Origin of the sequence: Lacticaseibacillus salsurivasis, from assembly GCF_036246225.1 — a bacterium.
Classification (GTDB): domain Bacteria; phylum Bacillota; class Bacilli; order Lactobacillales; family Lactobacillaceae; genus Lacticaseibacillus; species Lacticaseibacillus salsurivasis.
On record NZ_BTTP01000004.1, the window covers coordinates 21,110 to 43,308 of the forward strand.

The window sequence follows — 22,199 nt, forward strand, 5'->3', positions numbered from 1 at the left end:
CGTAAGTAAAATCATTCACAAATGGAGGTCCTGCTCATGAGTCGTGACGCATTGAAAATGGTAACCATTGGTGGGGGTTCGAGTTACACCCCTGAGTTGATTGAGGGCTACATCAAACGCAAAGACCAACTGCCAATCAAAGAAATTTGGTTGGTGGATATTCCAGCTGGTGAAGAGAAACTCAATATTGTCGGCAATATGGCCAAACGCATGGTCAAAGCCGCTGGTCTCGATTGGGAAGTGCATCTCACCTTGAACCGCCGTGAAGCGTTGCAGGATGCTGATTTTGTCTCGACCCAGTTCCGGGTGGGTCTGATGCAGGCCCGGATCAAAGATGAACGCATTCCTGGCTCATACGGCTTCTTGGGGCAAGAAACTAATGGCGCCGGCGGCATTTTCAAAGCCTTTCGCACGGTGCCGGTGATTTTGGACATTGTCAAAGATATGAAGGAGTGTTGTCCCGATGCCTGGCTGATCAATTTCACCAACCCGAGCGGCATGATTACCGAAGCCATTCAGACCTACGGCAAGTGGGACAAAGTGATTGGGCTGTGCAATGTACCGGTGATGGCGATGATGACCGAGCCGGAATTGATTGGCAAACAGCTCAAGGACCTGACGTACAAGTTTGCCGGCATTGATCATTTTCACTGGCACCGGGTCTTTGATAATACCGGCCGTGAAGTGACCATGGACATTGTGGCGAAGATGTACGAAGGAGATGCCGGACTGCCGAAGAACATCTTCAACGTCCAGTTCTTCCGGGAACAGCTGGAACAGATGAAAATGATTCCTTGCGGCTACCACCGTTACTACTACCGGGAACAAGAAATGCTGGACCACAGTTTGGAAGAATTCAACGGCGAAGGCACTCGCGCTCAGCAGGTGATGCGAATTGAAAAGGAACTCTTTGACTTGTACAAGGATCCAAATCTGGATTACAAGCCGAAGCAACTGGCCGAACGCGGTGGGGCGCATTATTCCGATGCCGCCTGCGAAGCCATCGCCTCGATTTATGCTGACAAACGCACCCACATGGTGGTCTCCACGCTCAACCGCGGCGCCGTGCCAGACTTGCCAACGGACCATGTGGTGGAAGTCTCGGCGCAAGTAGGAGCAGCTGGCGCGATTCCGCTGACCTTTGGCCATTTTGAACCAGCGGAACGCGGCTGGCTGCAGTTGATGAAAAACATGGAGCTGGTGATCGACGAAGCCGCGGTCACTGGCGACTATGGTCTGGCCCTCCAGGCGTTCACCATGAACCCGATGATCCGCTCTGGTCAAAAGGCCAAGGATCTCTTGGATGAAATGCTGGTGGCCAACAAGCAGCACTTACCCCAATTCGCCAAGAAAATCGCCGAGCTCGAATCCGCTGGTGTCCATGTCCACGATGAAGTCGCGGCGCATATTGACGAAACAATCTAAGTTTTCCTGCCGACACTGCGCTATCAGTGTCGGTTTTTTAGTGGGGGCTGGCGCGGATTGCGGTAGGATAATCGGCTAGCCGTGAACGGCAAAGGGGAAGACCAGAGTGTGACGAAAAATCAGCAATGGTCGTTTTTCACTTTACTGCAAAATCCTCGGACTGATTGGGAGATGACAACTGGAGAAACTGTTGCGTCAGCTGGATTGAACCGTAGACTCACCACCGTAGGGCAGGACCGCTGGAGCAGGCAGGGGCTCAGTGGTGAAATTGTTCTTAGCCAACTTGTTGGCTTAGAACAAGCCGCGACTTTGAGACTCGCAGAGGCTCAAAGCGCTGGCCACCACGTTCCAGCCCCTGCCTGCGGAGGCGTTCCAGCCCGGCCTGATTTCATCATTTCCCCTAGTTGCGTTGCGGACGGCCAACGCCGGAGTGGCTAGCTACGCGACGAGCATCGAAGCCAAAAACGCTTCAATGCTCGTCGCTAGGCTACCCATCCGGCTAAATGCGGCCGTCCTCCACAGCCTGCCTTTCTTGCTTTCGGGCTTTCTGGTATACTTGCTTTGACAAAAGATAATTGCTGAAAGCTGGACATACTATGCGGATCCCTAAGGAAGGCGACTCGATCGCCATTCAGAGCTACAAGCACGATGGGAGCCTGCACCGCACATGGCGAGACACGATGGTTTTAAAAACCAGCGAAGATGCAATTATTGGTTGTAACGATCACACCCTTGTGACCGAATCCGATGGCAGACGGTGGCTGACCCGCGAGCCGGCGATCGTGTATTTTCATAAACATTACTGGTTCAATGTAATCGCGATGATCCGCGAAGGCGGCGTGTCGTATTACTGCAACTTGGCCAGTCCTGTGACGTTGGATCAGGAAGCGCTGAAGTATATTGACTACGACTTGGATGTTAAGGTTTTCCCTGATGGCGAAAAGCGGCTCCTTGATGTGGATGAATACGAAGCGCACAGTCGAAAATGGCAATACCCGGCCACCACGGATCGCATTTTGAAAGCGAACGTGCGGGTGTTGGTCGATTGGATTAACCATGGTAAAGGCCCATTTTCACAGGCCTATGTTGATCTGTGGTACAACCGGTACTTGCAGTTGTCTCACCGGGTGTAGACCCGAAGCCGCGCGGTTGCGGTTAGGCGCGAGGGGAACCTCGCGTTTTTATTTTATGGAAAAGAGGAAAATCAATGACAGCATTACTAAATCAGCCTGCGAGTCAATTTATCGGCAAGGTGTATACCGCCACCGATTCGGATCAAATGGGGACGTTTTTTACCTGCTGGCAGGAATTCGAGGCGGCCGGGTACTTTGAGGCGTTGGATGCCGTGGTGCCGACGCCAAATCGCGCGTACCTGGTGATTTTCTCGCCTTACGATAATTTCCAGTACTGGATCGGCAGCTTGGCCGAAGCTGATACGCCGGTGCCAGCAGGGCTGGAAGGCGTGAAGCTGCCAGCCGCCACGGTGGGTAAGGCCAGCAAGCCGGCGAATGGGATTTTGAATCAACTGCCGGTGCAAACCACTTTCGCTAAGGGTCTGGAAGTGCTCGAAAAAGCCGGCTTCCCGATTCCGGCGCATATTGGCCAAACCGACAATCCATATTACATCGAATCATATCCGGTCAAGGCTGGTGAAGTGGCCAGCGTTGACTATCTGCTGTACATCAATGAAAATCAACTGGAGGGCTATGATGAGTTCGATTGATCATGACCGCATGGTGGCAGGACAGCTCTACCGCGCCGATGCCGCGGACCTTGCCTCACAAAGGCGCAAGGCGCGGCAGCTGATGGCGCAGTTTAACGCCCTCGCCACCACCGAAGAAACGAAGCGGACGGACCTGCTTCACCAGCTATTTGGCGCGATTGGGACAGGCGGCTACATTGAACCAAATCTGCGGGTGGATTACGGTATCAACACCCACATTGGCCAGAATTTCTACGCCAACTACGATCCCATCATGCTGGACGTGGCGCCTATCACGATTGGCGATAACGTGCTGTTTGGTCCGCGGGTCAGCTTGCTGACACCAGGGCACCCGCTGGATGCGGACATTCGCAACTCTGGAGTTGAATACGCGCAGCCCATCACGATTGGCAACAATGTCTGGCTCGGCGGCGACGTGACCGTCCTGCCTGGCGTGACGATTGGTGATAACACGATTGTTGGCGCGGGGAGTGTGGTGACGAAGGATTTACCTGATGCAGTGATTGCAGTGGGCAATCCGGCCCATGTGCTGCGGGCGCTGACTGCCGCGGATCACGACCGCTGGGTGCAGGCCAAAGCCGAGTACGACGCCGCCGTCAAATAGGAGGAGTAGCCATGCCCAAAAGTCGCCTTGAAGCGTTCACTGATGGCGTGATCGCCATTATCATTACCATTATGGTTTTGGACCTGCACGCCCCAGAAGCGGGTAGCTTCGCGGCGTTGTGGGGGATGCGCAGCGTCTTTTTGATTTATCTGATTTCCTTTTTCACCATGGCGGTGTATTGGAACAATCATCATCATTTATTTTTGCTGATTAAAAAAATAAACGGTCGCGTCCTGTGGGCCAATTTGGCGTTTTTGTTTGCGGCGTCCTTGATGCCGTTTGCCACGTCCTGGGTCGGCGCTCAGCACTTAGACAGCTATGTGCCGGAGATGACTTACGGCGTCGTGATGCTGCTGATGGATGTGACTTTTTGGTTATTGATCAGGTTGCTGATTCACGCCGACCGCCACAACACGGCGCTGGTCGGGTTGCTGGGTGAAGGCTATTACAAGCCGCTGGTGACTATCAGTGGCAATGTGATCGCGATTTTGCTGGCGTTTCTCTGGCCGCCTTTGACCATCATTGTGGACGTGGCGTTGTTAGCACTGTGGGCCCAGCCGGAAAAGCGGATTGAGCACCATGTTCACCGTAGCTAGAATCAGAAAACGGTCGGCGTTTGCCGACCGTTTCTGATTCTAAAGGGTTAATTGCATTTCGCGGTGCCGGATGCCGGCGTCCAGAAATTCTGGCCGGTCTGTGAGCTGGTAACCGAGGGCTTTATAGAAGCCCACCGCCTGCACTTGCGCGCCGAGGCGCATCGTTTTGATGGCGTGCGCTTTGGCGTATGCTGTGAGCTCTTCAAGCAACACTTGGCCAACCCCATGGTGGCGGTAAGCTTTCATCACCGCCACGCGCTGCACGTGGTAGCCGCCGTCTTCTGGTAGCAGGCGAGCGGTGGCCACCGGCAGGCCGCTATCATAGGCGACAAAATATATGGCCTTGGCCTCGTCTGCGTCGACTTCGAGGTCGGCAGGGACGTGTTGTTCGTCCACAAAGACGGTGGTGCGAATCTTTAAGGCATCTTGATAAGTTTGTGAAGCAAGATCAGTAGTAATTTTAAATTCCATAACGCCGTGGCTCCCTGTTTTTGAGATGACTTATTATAGCATCACCATCTAAAATGAAAAGAGCAGCGGCGGCAACCGGTTATCTACATTACAAAGGTGGTATAATCCGATATACTAAAGTTAGTAATCATTTCGTGAGGAGGGATGGCTTTGTTTGAACGGTTACGCGAATCGCGGCTGATGTATTGGTCGCTGGAGGCGCTGATCATTGTGATCTTGATCATCTGCCTGTCCAACTTGAGCTTTTTGTTTGCGCCGATCGCGACGTTCTTTTCCACCTTGCTCATTCCTTTTCTGGTAGCGGGATTTTTGTTCTATCTGTTCAATCCGTTAATTAATCTCATGACCAAAGCGCATATTCCTCGCGCCGGCGCCATCACCTTCGTGTTTCTCGTCGTCATCGGCCTGATTGGGCTGTTGATTGCCACGATTATTCCGAACTTGATTGACCAGATCACGCAATTAGTCACCGGCCTGCCGGCACTACTGAAAAACCTGCGTACGGAACTGTCGGAGTTATCCCGGTATCGCTGGTATCAACAGTTCGGCGTGGCCAAGCTGATTGCCAAACTGAAAGTCGAACCGGCGACCATTTTGCCGAAAATCCTTGGTGGCTTCACCAGTGGCGTGCCCAGCTTGATTGGCTCGGTGGCCGGCACTGTCATCAGCGTCATCACCATCCCCGTCTTGCTGTTTTACATGCTGAAAGATGGCGAACGGTTGGTGCCGGCGGTGCAGCGGGTGTTCCCAGATAAGTACCAAACGGAAATCAGCACGGTGTTCACCCGGATGAGTTCGACCCTGTCGCATTACATTGCTGGGCAGGCGATTGAGTGTTTGTTCGTGGGGACGTTCACTTTTATCGGCTATTTGATTATCGGCATGCCTTACGCATTCTTGCTGGGCTTTATTGCCGGCGTGGTCACCATCATTCCTTATCTTGGGCCGTATATCGGTATTGCGCCGGCGCTGATGGTGGCGCTGACCCAAGGCTGGGGTAAGGTGGTGCTGGTCATTGTGGTGGTGCTGATTGTCCAGCAAACCGACGGCAACCTGATTTATCCGAATGTTATTGGCCGCAGCCTGGATATTTATCCGCTGACCATCATTGTGTTGCTGCTGGTGGCGGGCAATCTCTGGGGCATTCTCGGCACGATTTTGGCAGTGCCAGCTTACGCGGTAGGTAAAACCATCGTCACCTATGCGGCCGAGCTGTATCGCTTCCACAAGCAGCAGCGGCAAAGCGAGCAAACCCTGCTGCAAAAACCGAAAACACGTTAACGCCATCCCGGCGAGTTAAGAAAGGAAAGTTCTGATGAGTGGTGATTCTGCGGGTCCTTTATGGAGCCAATTATTACTGATTGTGATTTTGACTGTGATTAATGCCTGCTTTGCCGCGGCAGAAATCGCAGTGGTGTCGTTGTCCCGATCGAAAATGGAAGGCCAGGCTAAGGCCGGCGATAAAAAGGCAGCCAAGTTGGTCACCATTATGAACAACTCGACCAATTTTTTGGCTACAATTCAAGTCGGCATTACCTTCGCCGGCTTCTTCGCTTCGGCTTCCGCGGCGACCACGATAGCGTCCCGCCTGGAGCCGGTGTTTGGTGGTTTGAGTTTTGGCCATGAGCTGGCTGTGATTGTGGTCACGCTGATTTTGTCCTATTTCTCGCTGGTGTTCGGTGAGCTTTATCCCAAACAAGTGGCGCTCCAAATGACGGAGCGGGTGGCAAAAGCGGCGGTGACGCCGATTTCCTGGCTGAGCGTGGCGCTGCGGCCCTTCGTGTGGTTGCTATCGGCTTCCACGAACTTGCTGATGAAGTTAACGCCGCTGAAGTTTGCGGCGCAAGGCGATCACGTCACCCGTGAGGAAATGGTGTCCATGATTGAAAGCGGCAAGCAATCCGGCGCGATCGATAAGGACGAATATGAAATGCTGGAAGGCATCATCAGTTTGTCCAACAAGTTAGCCCGCGAAGTGATGGTGCCGCGCATTGATGCCTTCATGGTTAATGCCGACGAGCCAGATTCCGAAGCGATTGACGAAATTCTTGGCAATATCTACTCGCGCATCCCAGTTTATCAAGGTGACAAGGATCAGGTGGTGGGCATTGTGCATGTGCGAAACTTGCTGCGCGCCGCCCGCAAAGTTGGCTTTGAACAGGTGCGGCTGGAAGACATTATGACGGATCCTTTATTTGTCCCTGAAACCATCAGCATTGATGATTTGCTGACAGAAATGCGCATTCGCCAGCAGCAAATGGGCATCCTGCTTGACGAGTACGGCGGGGTGGTTGGCATCGTCACGATTGAAGATTTGATTGAGGAAATCGTCGGCGATATCGATGACGAATCGGATTTGGCCACGGTGAACTACACCAAGCTCGACGAGGATGATTTTCTGGTCAACGGCCGGATGACGTTGAATGACTTCAATGCCGAATTCGACCTGCATTTAACCGCCCCTGATGTCGATACCATCGCTGGTTATATGATTAATCAACTTGGCGCCATTCCGACCAATCACAAAAAGGAAACCATTCCGATTCCCGGTGGCACGTTGACGTCCGGCAAGATTGAAAAGTCGCGGCTGATTAATGTGCATTTGCATTTGCCGAAGCAGCCGCAAGCGGCCGGACCGAAACGGGAAGATGGGGAAGCGTAGAAAAGCCTTGGTTCGTAGACTGTAATTGCGCTCCAGGTGGCTAACGCCTGAGTGGCTAGCTACGTTCATCACCTCGAAGCCAAAAGCAGGCTTCAAGGCGCTGAACTAAGCTACCCATCAGGCTAAAATCAGCCACTTTCACAGCCTGCTTTGCGCCTTTAGTTGCGGTGGTTCCCTGTATTCACTATAATATTAAAAAGACCTAGTCTCGGTGGACTGTTGCCGGGGCTTATTTTATGAAGCGAGGTTGGGCCAATGTGAGTGCGCGGTTGTCGATCGCTGGCGGGATTTTGAAAGGAATTTAAGTTATGAAACCACAAGAATTAAAGGATGAGGTGGCCAAACGGCGGACGTTTGCGATCATTTCTCACCCCGATGCCGGGAAAACGACGATTACCGAGCAGTTGCTGTTGTACGGAGGCGTGATTCGCGAAGCCGGAACGGTGAAGGGGCGTAAGTCTGGCCACTTTGCTAAGTCTGACTGGATGGCCATTGAAAAGCAGCGCGGGATTTCGGTCACGAGTTCGGTGCTTCAGTTTGGCTACCAAGGCAAGCAAATCAACATTTTGGATACCCCAGGGCACGAAGATTTCTCCGAAGATACTTACCGCACTTTGATGGCGGTGGACGCCGCAGTGATGGTCATTGACTCGGCCAAAGGGATTGAAGCCCAGACCAAAAAGCTGTTCAAGGTCGTCAAACAGCGCGGCATTCCGATTTTCACGTTCATGAACAAGCTGGACCGCGATGGTCGCGAACCGCTGGATCTGATTGCCGAGCTAGAAGACTTGCTGGGCATCGAAGGGTATGCGATGAACTGGCCGATTGGCATGGGTAAAGGCCTGGTTGGCTTGTACGACCGCGTGGCGAACCGCATTGAGCTATACCGTGACAATGAAGCTGGGGACAAGTATCTGCCGTTGAACGCAGACGGTGAGCTGGATCCAAGCGAGCCGCTGACGAATGAGTCGATTTATCGCGACACGTTGGGTGATATCGAGCTGCTCAATGACGCTGGCAATCAGTATGATTTGAAAAAAATCATGCGCGGCGAGCAGACACCGGTATTCTTTGGCTCCGCGCTGACGAACTTCGGGGTTCAGACCTTCTTGGACCATTTCGTCAACATGGCGCCGGAACCTGGTCCGCATCGCCTGCTTGATGGCACGGAATTGTCCCCAACGGCCCCAGATTTTTCTGGCTTTGTATTCAAAATTCAGGCTAACATGAATCCGAATCATCGCGACCGGATTGCTTTTGTCCGCATCGGCGCCGGCGAGTTCGAGCGCGGCATGGATGTCACTTTGACCCGCACCGATAAGAAGCTGCGCCTGAACAATTCGACCGAATTCATGGCCGATAGCCGGGAACAAGTCCAAACTGCAGTGGCTGGCGATATTGTCGGCTTGTATGACACCGGGAATTTTCAAATCGGCGATACGATTTATGCCGGCAAGACGCCGGTGGAATACGAGAAACTGCCACAGTTTACGCCTGAGTTGTTCATGCGCGTGACGCCGAAAAACGTCATGAAGCAAAAGAGTTTCCACAAGGGGATGCAGCAGCTGGTGCAAGAAGGCGCTGTGCAGCTGTATCGCACGTACACCACCAACGATTACATTCTCGGGGCGGTGGGGCAGTTGCAGTTTGAAGTCTTCAAATTCCGGATGCAAAATGAATACAATTCGGAAGTCGTGATGAGCCCGATTGGTAGCCGCGTGGCACGCTGGATCGACCCTGAGCAATTGGATGAAAAGATGAGCAGTACGCGGAATTTACTGGTCAAGGATATGCAAGGCCAGCCGCTGTTTCTGTTTGAAAACCAGTACGCCGAGCGCTGGTTTGCTGATAAGTATCCTGACGTGAAATTAACTGCGAAACTGTAAGCACCGCTGCGAGCGGAGGAGGAGTTTGAAATGACAGAAAACGAGCACAATTTGGCCGTTCAAGGCGTCACGAATGATGGCCTGCTGGCCAAGTGGAATAGCTACCGGCTGGAAGACAACGATGAAAACATGAGTGCCTTTCTTGAAGAACTGATTGAACACTCAACGCTTTTGATGGTGGTGCTGGCTGATCAGGAAATCAAAACCGACGAAGCCGGCAAGGCGCAAATGGACGCTGACGTTGACATGAAGTTCCCGCTGATGACCACGCAGGACAATCGCCAAATCCAGCCGCTGTTCACCGACTGGCAGGAAGTCAACATGATGTTCGACAACTGGCACAATGCCGGCTTGGATGAGAATGTTGACCGGGCCTCAATTTTGCCAATCAACTTTTATGATTTGTCTGAACTGATTAAAAATAACGATTCGGTCAATGGCATTGCCATCAATCCTTTCGCTGATAACATCTTCCTCGACCGGCCGATGGTGGCTGATTTGGCCAAACAGGCGCGTGCGCACCATGCTGACAAGGACGAGGTGCAAGTGGCCGTCAGCGACCCGACTGATTTGCCGAAGGACCTGTGGCCGGCACTGAAAGCTAAGCTAACCAAGGCCGAATCCGTCAAGCGGGCTTGGCTGCGGCTAATGCACTACGATGGCACCGAACATCTGATTTTGATCGTCGATGCCCCGGAGGCCGATGAAGCCGCCATGACGGCGCTGACCGAAGCCCTAGGTCAAACCGGCGAGAAATATCTCGCGGACGTTGAGCTGGGGATGAGCGCCGTTGGTTATGATGACGACACTGCGCCCATTGTCGCTGGCGTTGACCCACTGTTCACCCGTTAATCACTTGTTGCCCTCACTGCTTTGGCAGTGGGGGTTTTGCTTTGTGCCTAAGTGGAGCAAGGGGCCGGAGCGAAAATGCACGAGTCAAAAAGGCCATTGGTGGGGAATCTGGGGATTCGCCACCAATGGCCATTAATGATTATGCCTCTGTTAAATCAAGATACAGCCCTTGGACATAAGCGCCAGTGCTGAGCTGATACCACTGGCTGCCATCGCTGACCACCGCCAGCCGGATCAGTTGTACCGTGCTACCAGCAGCCAAGCGGTCTGGTTTAACCGTTTCGTATGGCGCGGTCCATAAGGAAACAGCGCTGAAAGTATCGACGACGGCGACCTGTTGAATCGGCGTGAAGGTCACGGCCCGGGCCGGGTCAGGGAGGCGTAAGGTGGCAGGCGCGGGCAGGTAAGGATTGGTGTCCTGCGGCATGGTGAGATCAGCGGTGATCCACAGACTGCCACCTAAATCGAGCCAAATCTCGCCAGTGGCACTTTGCGCAATACTGAAGACCCGCCAGAAAGAATGTAGCGGTAAGGTGCGGCGGTAGGCACTAGGCGCGTTTGGCGTCGCATAGGCTGATTTGGCAGCCAGCAGTTCCACATAGGTGGCCGGGGCGGCCTCGCGGGTGAGCTCTGGGCGGAGTCGATACCGAAAACGCAAGGTTTGGGCGGTTTTGGTGAAGTGCCCTTGCTGCGTTGCGGCTTCGCCAGCAGCGAGCGGATAATCTGCCAGCGCGTGCGCAGTGAAGCTGGCATTGAGGGGGCCAATATGTAGCTGGGGCGCCGTTAACAGATGGCCTTGCTCGTCGCGGTGATAGACAGTGACCGGGGCGGCCAGATGGGGTTCGTATAGCAGGTAGATGACCTGGTTGGTCTGCGGAAAACGGTCAATATAGCCAGTGATTTCGACAAGCTCATACCCTGGTAACACTGGCCACGGGAAGGTCAGCTTGGCGCCAGTGGGACCGTGAAAATACTGGGCTGGATAGAGTGCTTTTTGCATGCCGCGCTGGCGGTAATAGACAGCGACGCGCACATTGCGGCTGGTTGGGCCGGTGGCAGGCGGCAAGCTGTTGGCCACCCGCGGGGTTGGACTGGGTGCGACTGGCGGGGTTTGTTGATTGGCCCGTGGCTGGCCCTTGGGCCGTGTCACTGAAGCTGGGGTTTGCCGCCGGGCCGGGCGCGTGAAGAGGGCTTTTAGCGTTGAAAGAAAACTCATGGTGACCTCCTAGCAGACAAAAAAGGCGCCATGTGCTGGCGCCTTGCCTTTAATCAGATTTCTTCCGTGGTCAAGGACACTTCGGCGAGCTTATCGCCGCGAATGACGTTGACATCCTTAAAGGCGACATTGGAGAGCTTATCCAACGCAAATGCAATTTCTGGATCTTTGATATTGCGCCGCTCATTGGTGAACAGTAACTCATCGTGGCCCTGCGCCCTGGTGAAAATCACTGTGGTACTCCCTAGGGAATAGACCTTGATATAGTTCGTGTCCGTATGGGCGAGCTGTTGTGCCACCAGATGCGGGTAGCTATTGGTGTTATCGATCAACCGCATAATGTATGCCCCCAGTCTCGAATTATCTGTCTTCATTATAAGGGAACGGTGACCAAAAACCAAAACTTTCTCACTATTCTGTTATAACTCATCATTTTAATCAGTCACGAGCATTTAAAATAACAAAAAAGCCGCCAGTTTCGCATCGAAACTGGCGGCAAAGGCGCTAGGCCGTAGCACTATCGGTGATGGCAATATCACCTTTTTCAATCCGCGCTTCAAGCGCTTTGGCTTGTGGGTGATCGAGATAGTAGTCAGCCACGCGGTCTTCAATTTGTTCCTGAATGACGCGGCGCAGCGGGCGGGCACCCATCGCCGGGTCGTAGCCCAGTTCAACCAACTTCTCTTTGACCGGTTCGGTGACTTTAATCGTCAAGCCTTGGTCTTTGATATTGGCGTTGGTGTCGGCAATCATCAAGCTGACAATCTTCATCAAATCTGCCTTATCCAAAGCCTTGAATTCGACAATATCATCGAAGCGGTTCAGGAATTCAGGTTTGAAGTAGTTGCCCAGCTGATTGAGCACGGACTTGGAAGTACCGTTAATCGAAGCACCAAACCCGACATTGGCTTCGGCGTCGGTGGAGCCGGCGTTGGAAGTCATGATGATGATGGTGTCTTTGAAGGAAACCGTGCGGCCTTGGCTATCCGTCAGGCGGCCGTCGTCCAGAATCTGCAAGAACATGTTCATCACATCAGGGTGGGCCTTTTCGATTTCATCCAGCAAGATCAAACTGTACGGATTGCGCCGCACTTGCTCGGTCAGCTGGCCGGCTTCTTCATAGCCGACATAGCCAGGAGGCGAACCGATGAGCTTAGACACGCTGAATTTTTCCATGTACTCCGACATGTCAAACCGGATCATCGCGTTCTCGGAACCAAATAGTTCTTTGGCCAGCTGCTTGGCCAGCTCGGTTTTACCCACGCCAGTTGGGCCAACGAACAGGAAGGAACCAATCGGCCGACCGGTCTTGTTGAAGCCAATCCGGTTGCGGCGAATGGCGCGAGCCACTTTTTCCACGGCCTGGTTTTGACCAATGACGTGGCTTTCCAGATCTGGCACCAAATTCTTCAGCTGCTGCTGTTCTTGCTCCTTGAGCTCGCCGACTGGGATATTCGTCATCTGTTCAACGATTTGTTCCATGTCTTTCTCGGTGACGGAAGGGGTATCGCTGGCGGCTTGCTTGGTGTCTGTTTGTTGCATTTTCTCCAGCTTAGACACTTGATCGCGGTAGAAAGCGGCCTTTTCGTAGTCTTCCTGCTTCAAGGCGTCTTGCTTTTGCTTTTCGGCTTCGTCGATTTTGGCCTGAATGGCTTTGGGATCAGCCACCGTGATGGTCAAATTCTTGCGGGAGCCGGCTTCATCGAGCAGGTCGATGGCCTTGTCCGGCAAATAGCGATCCTGGATGTAGCGATTGGACAAGTTCACTGCGGCTTCAATGGCATCATCGGTGTATTTCACATGGTGATACGCTTCGTAGCGCGGCTGGATGCCTTTGAGAATTTCAATGGTCTCTTCAGGACTCGGTTCTTCCACGGTGACCGGCTGCAGCCGCCGGGCGAGGGCAGAGTCTTTTTCGATTTGGCGATATTCATTGGAAGTCGTTGCACCCACCAGCTGCAGTTCGCCGCGGGCGAGGGCAGGCTTGAGCACGTTGCCGGCGTCCATGCCGCCTTCAGCGTTACCAGCGCCAACAATTTCGTGAATTTCGTCGATAAATAAGATGATATTCGGGTTCTTTTTCAGTTCATCAATCAGCTGTTGCATCCGCTGCTCGAACTGACCGCGGATCCCGGTGCCTTGCACCAGGGAGACCACGTCGAGTTGGACGACTTGGCGGTCTTGTAGTTTGGTTGGGACTTCACCGTTGGCAATCTTCAGGGCGAGTCCTTCAACCACGGCGGTTTTACCCACCCCAGCTTCCCCGATAAGCACGGGGTTATTCTTCGTGCGGCGGTTCAAAATCTCGATAACCCGGGCGATTTCACCATCACGGCCGATGACCGGATCGATTTCGCCATTCTTCGCTTTCGCCGTGAGGTTCACGCCGAATTGACCTAAGACGGAGTTGCCGCCTTGGCCGCCGCGACCATTGCCCCCGCGGCCGTTGCCATTACCATTGCCGCCGCGCCCGCTTTGGGTGGGTGGGGTTTGGTCTGGCTGGCCTTGGGCGCCATTAGCCATGGCGCGGAAGATGTCATCAAGGCTGTTGAAGCCGAACGGATCGTTACTTGCATTCGTTGGGTTCATATTGCCTCCTGCTTGTTGTTTAAGCTGCTGATAGCAGTTTTGGCATAGGTTGATTTCCTGGCGCTGACCATTGACGCTGGTATACAGGTGAATGGTGGCCGGGTTTTGATGGCAGTTTTCACAGAGCACCGTTGTTCACAACCTTTCTTCTTCGCTTCCTCTGCCGCTTTGCAGAGTGGTCAAGAATTTTGACCTTCTTTGACCTTGGCTTTAGTTTACACCCTTCAAACCAAAATGCAAGCACTCTCGACCATAGAGTGCTAATCTTTCTTACTTTTTGTTCGGAGGAGGGTGGCTGACGCGGGTGGCGCCGGCGGTGGGCTCCGCTTGGCGGGGGTGCTGGCAGTGCGGCCGGTCCGAGCCATAGTGCGGTCTCGGACCTAGTTTTGAAGCCGCAGTCGCTTCGCTCCGGTGCGTCTTCAAAACTGCCGCGATTAGCTCTGGAAAGCCCAGCGCAAAAAGCGCGCCGGTCTTTCTGTCGCTAATCGATTCACTGCCAGACCCTCACCAAGCTCCGCCCACCACCAGCGCCACCCGCTCGCGAACAGTAGAAGTTACATGCTGACTGTGCTGGGCCGCATCCTATCTTGCGACAATCGACATCTGACGAATATAAATGATAGGGAGGAATCTATAGAGCCATGGAGAACCAAAAGCGTAGTCGTTACCGTTTGCTAGCGGTTGTGGTCGTGGCGGCAGATGGATGGGTGGTCCAGCCGCGAAACAGTTAGCCCACGAGGTGACTGCGGAGCAGGCAGCTCCTGGGCTAACTGGGGGCAACGGGGAGACGACGCGGAGCGAAGCGATGGTCGGCTCCCCGTTGAGGCTGGAGACCGCTGTTTGGCTCCAGCCGACCCCGCAGCCGGACCACCCAACCCGGCGCTGCCTCGACCGCACCCGCGGCCCTTCAACATTTTTGCAGGTTGAATGACTAGTCATCCTGCCCCCTCTAGTCTAAAATAGTCTCCGGAGAGGGGGCAAGCGAATGGCACCTGATTACGTGCAAATGATGGACGATTTACGGGCTGGCAAGCTTGATGAGATCGAGATCACGCCAGAAACGTTCCTGGCTTTTCGTAGCGCCTGGACCAATTACCCAGCGCGCAAAGAAATCGTTGGCTCAGCTAAGCGTGAGGGCATCATTATTTATCACTACCAATCCGCAACGGATGAATAAAACCACAGCCACCACTTGCCGTGAAAACGGAATAATGGTAAGGTTTACAAGAAATAGAATGCCTCATTCTATTCGGCAAAAGTTTAAATACGAAGGAGCAGATTAGTCATGGAAAAACGCGAATTTAATGTTGTAGCAGAAACAGGGATCCACGCCCGTCCAGCCACCTTGCTGGTTCAGGCTGCAAGCAAGTTCAACTCAGATATCAACCTTGAATACAAGGGCAAGAGCGTTAACTTGAAGTCCATCATGGGCGTTATGAGCCTGGGTGTTGGCCAGGGTGCCGACGTTACGATTTCCGCAGAAGGCGCTGATGAAAAAGAAGCCATCGCTGCAATCGAAGAGACGATGAAAAAGGAAGGCCTGTCCAACTAATGACAAAAGAACTTAAAGGGATCGCGGCAAGTGATGGCGTCGCTACGGCGAAGGCATACCTCTTAGTGCAACCCGATTTGTCATTTTCAAAGTCCACGATTGATGATGCACAAAAGGAAATCGACCGGTTGCACACCGCCCTCGATCAAAGTAATTCGGAACTGGAGACCATCCGGGCTAAAGCGGCTGAGTCATTAGGGGAAGAAGAGGCGCAAGTCTTCGATGCCCACATGATGATTTTGGCTGACCCAGAGTTCACCGGGGCCATTGAAACTCAGATCAAAGACGACAGCGTTAACGCTGAATCAGCGTTGAAGTCCGTTTCCGACGGTTTTATCACGACCTTCGAGGCTATGACCGACAACCCATACATGCAAGAACGCGCAGCGGATATCCGCGACGTGTCCACGCGTGTGTTGGCACATTTGCTTGGTCGTTCGTTGCCGAACCCAGCGCTGATTGATTCAGAAGTCATTGTGGTTGCCCATGATTTGACCCCATCTGATACCGCTCAGCTGAATAAGAAATTCGTCAAGGCGTTCGTAACCGATATTGGTGGCCGGACTGCGCACAGCGCGATCATGGCTCGTTCTTTGGAAATTCCAGCTGTCGTTGGGACAGACGAAGTGACCAAGGATGTCACCAACGGCCAAACCTTGACCGTTAATGGCTTGACTGGTGAAGTCACCATCGACCCAAGCGCCGATCAAATCGCTGCTTCCGAAAAAGCCGCTAAGGATTATGCCGCCCAGAAGGCAGAATGGGCTCAGCTGAAGACAGCTAAGACCATCACTGCTGATGGTAAGCACTTTGAACTTGGGGCCAACATCGGGACGCCTAAGGATTTGGATGGCGTGCTGGCTAATGGGGCTGAAGCCATCGGTTTGTACCGGACTGAGTTCTTGTACATGGATTCTTCTGAGCTGCCTAGCGAAGAAGACCAATTCCAGGCTTACAAACAAGTCTTGGAAGCCATGAATCCAAAACCAGTCGTTGTGCGGACCATGGACATTGGTGGCGACAAGAAGCTGCCATACCTGCCACTGCCAGCTGAAGACAACCCATTCTTGGGTTATCGTGCGATTCGCATCAGTTTGGACCGGCAGGATATCTTCCGCACCCAGTTGCGCGCGCTCATTCGGGCGTCTGCCTTTGGTAATCTGCGGATCATGTTCCCAATGATTGGGACCATCAACGAGTTCAAAGCGGCCAAGAAGATTTTCTTGGAAGAAAAGGACAAGTTGGTTCAAGAAGGCGTCAAGGTTTCCGACAGCATCCAAACCGGGATGATGATGGAAATTCCTGCTGCAGCGGTTTTGGCCGATCAATTTGCCAAGGTCGCCGACTTCTTCTCAATCGGGACCAACGACTTAATCCAGTACACGATGGCCGCTGACCGGGGCAACGAACGCGTTTCCTACCTGTATCAGCCATACAACCCTTCCATTTTGCGCTTAGTCAAGCACATCATCGACTCGGCACATAAAGAAGGCAAGTGGGCTGGCATGTGTGGGGAAGCCGCTGGCGACCCAATCATGGTGCCAATCTTGATGGGCATGGGGCTCGACGAGTTCTCCATGTCAGCAACGTCTGTTCTGCGCGTGCGCAGCCAGATGAAGCACCTGTCTGCTGAATACATGCAGACGTTGGCAGAACGTGCCGTTACCGAATCCACGACGAATGAAGACAACGAAAAGCTCGTTGCCGAATTCACTGCGGAAGATAAGTAAATCAGTTCTGCAGAACCACCGCGAGCAGTCGCGGTGGTTTTTTTGATTCCAAGTGGTTTTACTTGTCGCTTGCGTCAATATTGCGTAATCTGAAAGCGCATACAAGGAGGCGAAGCGATGAACACAGCAGCGCTGAAACATCGACCAGATTCAGAGGATTGCTATTTGCTAGGGCCTAACCAGGTGGAGGTACGTTTTCACACGGCCAAAGGCGATGTCGCCCAGGTGAACTTGTTGTATGGCGACCCGTACCTGACGGAGGCTGATGCTGGCGGCAGACCTGGTTGGGTTTACCAAAGCCAGGCGCTGGTGCGCTCAGCCACGGGGACGACTGATGATCACTGGACCGTGGCTGTCACGGTGCCCTATCGGCGGTTGCAGTATCTGTTTCAAGTGGTGGGGGTAGATGGCACAATCTTGCTGGCCACGGACCGCGGTTTGCGGGCTGATACACCAGCTAATCGCCAGCGTGATCGCTTTCCCCTGCCTTACTTGCATGCCATCGATGCCGCCCGGCCTCCGGCCTGGGCGGCGGGCACCGTCTGGTATGAGCTTTTCCCGGAACGGTTTGCCAACGGGGATATGAGTAATGATCCCGCTGGGGCGCGCGCTTGGGAGCCTGACACGCATCCATCGCGCACGGACTATTTCGGCGGCGATTTGCAAGGGGTGCTTGATCACCTGGGGGATCTGGAGGCGCTTGGCATCAATGGCCTTTACTTCTGCCCCTTGTTTACTGCGCCGTCTAATCATAAATACGACACGGTTGACCATTATGCGATTGACCCGGCATTTGGCGATAAGGCCTTGTTCGCACAGGTGGTGAGCGTAGCGCATCAGCGGGGGATGAAGGTGATGCTGGATGGGGTGTTTAATCATCTCGGGGCCCAAAGCCCGCAGTGGCAGGATGTGGTCAAACACGGACGCGAATCGCGGTTTGCGGGGTGGTTTCATCTTCATGGCCCTACGCTGGCACCGAACCAGACCGATCCGCTGACCTATGACACCTTTGCCTTTGAAGCCAGCATGCCTAAATTGAACACCGCCAATCCTGAGGTGCAGGCGTATCTACTTGGGGTCGCGACCTATTGGCTCAAACAGTTTGACATCGATGCCTGGCGGCTGGATGTGGCCAATGAGGTGGATCATCATTTCTGGCGGCGATTCCGAGCAGCAGTGCGTGCCGTTAAACCCGACTGCTTGATTCTGGGGGAGGTCTGGCATTCCAGCCAGCCGTGGCTCAATGGCGATCAGTTTGATGGGGTGATGAATTATCCTGCTACCGAAACCATCCTGGCCCATTTTTTGACCGGTGAACTTGATGCGCCGGCGCTGGTGGCGCAGCTGGCCGATCAGCGTATGTGGTATCGCACCCCAATCAATCAAGCCATGCTGAATTTGCTGGATTCGCATGATACCCCGCGGCTGCTCAGTCAGGCTGGTGGCGACCAAGCCTTGGCGCTGCAAGCGCTGGTGTTTATGTTCCTGCAGCCGGGTATGCCAGGGCTGTATTACGGCACGGAAATGGGGATGACTGGTGGGCCAGATCCTGATAATCGGCGGCCAATGGCTTGGCCACAGTTAGGCAGCACTTGGTGGCAAAAGGTGCAGGCTGTGGTGCGTTATCGGCGGCAGCACGCGGGGACTTTGGGTACAGGTGAGGTTCGCTTGATGGTGACCGCGCCAGGCTTGCTCCGCGTCACTCGGTCAGGCGCAGAGCAAATTGTGGGTTATTTCAATACCACATCCGGGCCAGTGGCGGTAGCGGCTGCTGCTGGACTCAGCCAAGGGTACCAGGATGGCATCCTGGCGCCAAAGGGCTTTGTCATCGGTCAACTATAAAGGCAACGGTTAAGCGATGTGAAAGCGAGGGCGGAGCGATGAACAGGCTGTTTGACCTTGATCCATGGGTAATTAGCACCCATACCTTGGCGCCGGCGACTAAGCGCCTGCAAGAGAGTTTGACGGCGATTGGCAATGGCTACATGGGGATGCGGGGGAACTTTGAGGAAGGCTATTCCGGTGACACGCTGCTCGGCACTTATCTAGGTGGCGTCTGGTTTCCCGATCAGACGCGGGTCGGGTGGTGGAAAAACGGGTACCCGCCTTATTTTGGTAAGGCCATCAATGCGCCGAGTTTCATTGACCTGCAGTTCACAGTGAACGGGGAGCGGGTGGATTTGGCGAAGGGACGGTATCGCGATTTTTCGTTACGCCTAGATTTGCACCAAGGCTTGCTGACGCGCTCCTTCACCTATGAGGTGGGTCAGGCTCAGGTGCAGTTTACCTGCCGCCGGTTCCTAGCGCTCCAGATAAAGCAGGCGGCGTTCATCGAAGTGGCGATTCAGGTGCTGCAGGGCCAAGCTCAAATCGACTACGCGGCTAAGCTGGACGGCAATGTGGTCAATGAAGACAGCAACTATGACGAACGGTTTTGGGTCCCGGTGCAGGAAAACGCCGTGGCCAACTGGCTTCAGATGGTGACGAAACCCAATCCCTATGAAGTGCCGCAGTTCACCGTTTTTTTGCAACAGGCGCTGCGGCTTAACGGCAAATCGCTGACGGCTGAGGTGGCCGCTAGTCCAGGACAGGTGGTTGCCACTGGCCATTTGCGCTTAACGGCGGGCCAGCAGGCGATACTGGAAAAAGATGTTATCGTGCTGACCAGCCGGGATGTGGCCCCGAACGAACAACCAACGGCAGCGCAAGCGTTGATGACCCAGCTGCAGCAGCAAAGCTTTGCCGCGGCGCTCGCTACACAGACCCAGCTATGGGCCCACCGCTGGGCGCAATGTGACGTTGAAATCACCGGCGATGTCGGTGCTCAGCAAGGCATTCGCTTCAACCTGGCTCAGCTTCTCATGACCTACGATGGCACTGATCCGCGGCTCAATGTTGGCCCGAAAGGCTTTAGCGGCGAAAAGTATGGCGGGGCAACTTACTGGGATACCGAAGCTTATGTGGTGCCAATGTACCTTGGCATCGCGCCACCAGCAGCAGCGCGGGCGCTGTTGCAGTATCGATATGATCAATTATCTGGGGCATACCACAATGCGCAGCAGCAAGGGTTAAAAGGCGCGTTGTATCCGATGGTGACCTTTAATGGCCTGGAGAGTCACAATGAGTGGGAAATCACCTTTGAGGAAATCCACCGCAACGCCGCCATTGCCTTTGCCATTGCGCAATATACGCGCTACACCGGCGATGAAAGTTATGTGAACCAAAAGGGCATTGCGGTGTTGGTGGGGATTAGTCGCTTCTGGGCAGACCGGGTGCATTTTTCCAAGCGCCACGGGCAATACATGATTCATGGGGTCACTGGGCCGAATGAATACGAAAATAATGTCAATAACAATTGGTACACCAACCGGATGGCGGCGTGGACGCTCGCGTACACCTTGGCGCGGCTACCACAAGCGGACCACGCGGTGGCCGCCAGCTTGCAGGTGGCGGCGGCCGAGCAAACTCAGTGGCAAGCCATCATTGACCAGATGTACTATCCAGAAGATGAGGCGCTAGGGATTTTCGTGCAACACGATACTTTCCTCGACAAAGATTTGCGGCCGGCCAGTACGATTCCGGCGGCAGAGCGGCCCATCAATCAACACTGGTCCTGGGACCGCATTTTACGGAGCCCCTTTATCAAACAGGCGGATGTGCTGCAGGGGTTGTATTTTTTGAATGATCAATTCACGTTTGCTCAAAAGCAACGCAATTTTGACTTTTACGAACCCCTGACGGTCCATGAAAGTTCCTTGTCGCCGGCGGTGCATGCAATTTTGGCGGCGGAACTGGGACGGCCAGCGAAGGCGATTGAACTTTACCAGCGCACGGCGCGCTTGGATTTGGACAACTACAATGCCGACACCGATGATGGCCTGCATATCACGGCGATGACAGGGGCCTGGCTGACCATTGTCCAAGGCTTCGCAGGAATGCGGTATGACCATGACCAATTGCGGTTCGACCCGTTTTTGCCGCCAGGTTGGCAGGGTTATCGGTTCCAGCTGAATTACCGCGATCGGCTGTTGGCCGTGGCAGTGGGTGCCACGGTCGAGGTGCGTTTGGTGGCAGGGGCGCCGCTGGACGTGATGGTGAGTGGCGTCATGCAACATTTAGTTAAGGAGGAAGCGGATGCTTAAAGGATTACTGTTTGATTTGGATGGTGTGTTGGCGGATACGGCGCAGTATCATCTCCTGGCGTGGCGCGAGTTGGCCGAGCGGCTGAACATCGACTTGCCAGCCGCCGCCGATGCGGATTTGCGCGGCCGGTCGCGGCTAGATTCGCTGAACTTGCTGCTGCAGTATGGTCATGAGTTGGAACAATTCAGTGCGGCAGAAAAAGCGAGTTTGATGGCAGAAAAAAATCGCCATTACCAAGTGCTGGTGAAACGCCTGACGCCACAAGCGCTACTCCCTGGGATTGTTGACTTGCTGGAAGCAGCCCAAGGCGATGGGGTCATGATGGCAGTCGCTTCTTCGTCGCAAAATGCACCATTGATTTTAGACCAACTGGGCATTGCCGATTTCTTCGCCGGCGTGGCGGACCCGGCCAAGGTGCAGCAGGGCAAACCGGCGCCGGACATTTATCAGGCGGCGCAGGCGCTGCTGGGTTTGGACGCGGATGAGGTGATTGGCTTTGAGGATGCACCGGCAGGGGTGGCGGCGATCAAGGCGGCCGGCCAGTTTGCGGTGGGAATTGGTGATGATTGGGTGCTGCGCGCAGCCGATATCATTGTGCCGAACACGTCTGACCTGAATTATGGGCAATTAAAGCAAGCCTTTAATGCCGAGTAGGCGCCTGGTGCCAAGCACAAAGGCGGTCGTTTAAAACACAAATATTTCTCACTAAGCGTAGGCAAGCGCTATCACATCCGCTATACTACAATTAGA

19 protein-coding genes are annotated in these 22,199 nt (G+C 54.0%); 15 read left to right on the forward strand and 4 right to left on the reverse strand.

Features of this window, described 5'->3' with window-relative positions; translation table 11 throughout:
* The first annotated feature begins 36 nt into the window (after window positions 1–36).
* The 5 genes from AAA927_RS04605 (at window position 37) to AAA927_RS04625 (ending at window position 4,348) form a co-directional block, all read left to right on the forward strand.
* Entirely contained in the window at window positions 37–1,425 is a 1,389-nt protein-coding gene (locus tag AAA927_RS04605; RefSeq protein ID WP_338216167.1) for a 6-phospho-beta-glucosidase, read from the forward strand.
* Between the two features lie 596 nt (window positions 1,426–2,021).
* On the forward strand, window positions 2,022–2,558 hold the full coding sequence (gene ntdP / locus AAA927_RS04610; protein WP_125581808.1) for a nucleoside tri-diphosphate phosphatase: 537 nt from the start codon (window positions 2,022–2,024) through the stop codon (window positions 2,556–2,558).
* 74 nt (window positions 2,559–2,632) lie between these two features.
* Entirely contained in the window at window positions 2,633–3,148 is a 516-nt protein-coding gene (locus tag AAA927_RS04615; protein WP_338216169.1) for a hypothetical protein, read from the forward strand.
* Window positions 3,135–3,752 (forward strand): sugar O-acetyltransferase, encoded by a 618-nt coding sequence (locus tag AAA927_RS04620; RefSeq protein ID WP_338216171.1) that lies wholly within the window; start codon window positions 3,135–3,137, stop codon window positions 3,750–3,752. Before AAA927_RS04615 ends, AAA927_RS04620 begins: the two co-directional genes overlap by 14 nt.
* A gap of 11 nt (window positions 3,753–3,763) precedes the next feature.
* Window positions 3,764–4,348 carry a TMEM175 family protein gene (locus AAA927_RS04625; RefSeq protein WP_338216172.1) on the forward strand — a complete coding sequence of 195 codons (585 nt, stop codon included), beginning with the start codon at window positions 3,764–3,766 and terminating at the stop codon, window positions 4,346–4,348.
* Window positions 4,349–4,387: 39 nt separating this feature from the next.
* Here AAA927_RS04625 and AAA927_RS04630 read toward each other — a convergent pair whose 3' ends face one another.
* Window positions 4,388–4,819, reverse strand: coding sequence for a GNAT family N-acetyltransferase (locus AAA927_RS04630; RefSeq protein ID WP_338216174.1), 432 nt, complete (start codon window positions 4,817–4,819; stop codon window positions 4,388–4,390).
* Between the two features lie 150 nt (window positions 4,820–4,969).
* On the opposite strand from AAA927_RS04630, the gene AAA927_RS04635 reads away from it, so the two are divergent.
* The 4 genes from AAA927_RS04635 to AAA927_RS04650 all read left to right on the forward strand — a co-directional run bounded on the left by AAA927_RS04635 (window position 4,970) and on the right by AAA927_RS04650 (window position 10,219).
* Window positions 4,970–6,100, forward strand: a complete 1,131-nt coding sequence (locus AAA927_RS04635) for an AI-2E family transporter (RefSeq protein ID WP_338216176.1) — start codon at window positions 4,970–4,972, stop codon at window positions 6,098–6,100.
* A gap of 34 nt (window positions 6,101–6,134) precedes the next feature.
* Window positions 6,135–7,481: a hemolysin family protein gene (locus tag AAA927_RS04640; RefSeq protein WP_338216178.1), complete on the forward strand. Its 1,347-nt coding sequence runs from the start codon at window positions 6,135–6,137 to the stop codon at window positions 7,479–7,481.
* A gap of 308 nt (window positions 7,482–7,789) precedes the next feature.
* On the forward strand, window positions 7,790–9,367 hold the full coding sequence (locus AAA927_RS04645) for a peptide chain release factor 3 (protein WP_338216180.1): 1,578 nt from the start codon (window positions 7,790–7,792) through the stop codon (window positions 9,365–9,367).
* A gap of 30 nt (window positions 9,368–9,397) precedes the next feature.
* Window positions 9,398–10,219, forward strand: coding sequence for an enhanced serine sensitivity protein SseB C-terminal domain-containing protein (locus tag AAA927_RS04650; protein WP_338216182.1), 822 nt, complete (start codon window positions 9,398–9,400; stop codon window positions 10,217–10,219).
* Between the two features lie 139 nt (window positions 10,220–10,358).
* Here the strand turns inward: AAA927_RS04650 and AAA927_RS04655 are convergent, their stop codons facing one another.
* The 3 genes from AAA927_RS04655 to AAA927_RS04665 all read right to left on the reverse strand — a co-directional run bounded on the left by AAA927_RS04655 (window position 10,359) and on the right by AAA927_RS04665 (window position 14,153).
* The gene (locus AAA927_RS04655; RefSeq protein WP_338216184.1) at window positions 10,359–11,435 is read right to left on the reverse strand and encodes a MucBP domain-containing protein; all 1,077 of its coding nucleotides are present in this window, start codon (window positions 11,433–11,435) and stop codon (window positions 10,359–10,361) included.
* A 53-nt stretch (window positions 11,436–11,488) separates the two neighbouring features.
* The gene (locus tag AAA927_RS04660) at window positions 11,489–11,773 is read right to left on the reverse strand and encodes a DUF1827 family protein (RefSeq protein WP_125581828.1); all 285 of its coding nucleotides are present in this window, start codon (window positions 11,771–11,773) and stop codon (window positions 11,489–11,491) included.
* A 166-nt stretch (window positions 11,774–11,939) separates the two neighbouring features.
* The gene (locus AAA927_RS04665; RefSeq protein WP_204118136.1) at window positions 11,940–14,153 is read right to left on the reverse strand and encodes an ATP-dependent Clp protease ATP-binding subunit; all 2,214 of its coding nucleotides are present in this window, start codon (window positions 14,151–14,153) and stop codon (window positions 11,940–11,942) included.
* Window positions 14,154–15,009: 856 nt separating this feature from the next.
* Between AAA927_RS04665 and ykzS the strand changes: the two genes are divergently transcribed.
* The 6 genes from ykzS (at window position 15,010) to pgmB (ending at window position 22,103) form a co-directional block, all read left to right on the forward strand.
* Window positions 15,010–15,201 carry a protein YkzS gene (gene ykzS, locus AAA927_RS04670; RefSeq protein ID WP_125581832.1) on the forward strand — a complete coding sequence of 64 codons (192 nt, stop codon included), beginning with the start codon at window positions 15,010–15,012 and terminating at the stop codon, window positions 15,199–15,201.
* Window positions 15,202–15,309: 108 nt separating this feature from the next.
* Complete coding sequence (locus AAA927_RS04675) at window positions 15,310–15,576, forward strand: phosphocarrier protein HPr (RefSeq protein WP_054665507.1); 267 nt, start codon at window positions 15,310–15,312, stop codon at window positions 15,574–15,576.
* Window positions 15,576–17,306, forward strand: coding sequence for a phosphoenolpyruvate--protein phosphotransferase (gene ptsP / locus AAA927_RS04680; protein WP_338216188.1), 1,731 nt, complete (start codon window positions 15,576–15,578; stop codon window positions 17,304–17,306). Before AAA927_RS04675 ends, ptsP begins: the two co-directional genes overlap by 1 nt.
* 117 nt (window positions 17,307–17,423) lie before the next feature.
* Window positions 17,424–19,148: a glycoside hydrolase family 13 protein gene (locus tag AAA927_RS04685; protein WP_338216190.1), complete on the forward strand. Its 1,725-nt coding sequence runs from the start codon at window positions 17,424–17,426 to the stop codon at window positions 19,146–19,148.
* Between the two features lie 38 nt (window positions 19,149–19,186).
* Window positions 19,187–21,448, forward strand: coding sequence for a family 65 glycosyl hydrolase domain-containing protein (locus AAA927_RS04690; RefSeq protein ID WP_338216192.1), 2,262 nt, complete (start codon window positions 19,187–19,189; stop codon window positions 21,446–21,448).
* Window positions 21,441–22,103: a beta-phosphoglucomutase gene (gene pgmB / locus AAA927_RS04695; RefSeq protein ID WP_338216194.1), complete on the forward strand. Its 663-nt coding sequence runs from the start codon at window positions 21,441–21,443 to the stop codon at window positions 22,101–22,103. The genes AAA927_RS04690 and pgmB overlap by 8 nt, the downstream gene beginning before the upstream one ends.
* Window positions 22,104–22,199: the final 96 nt, after the last annotated feature.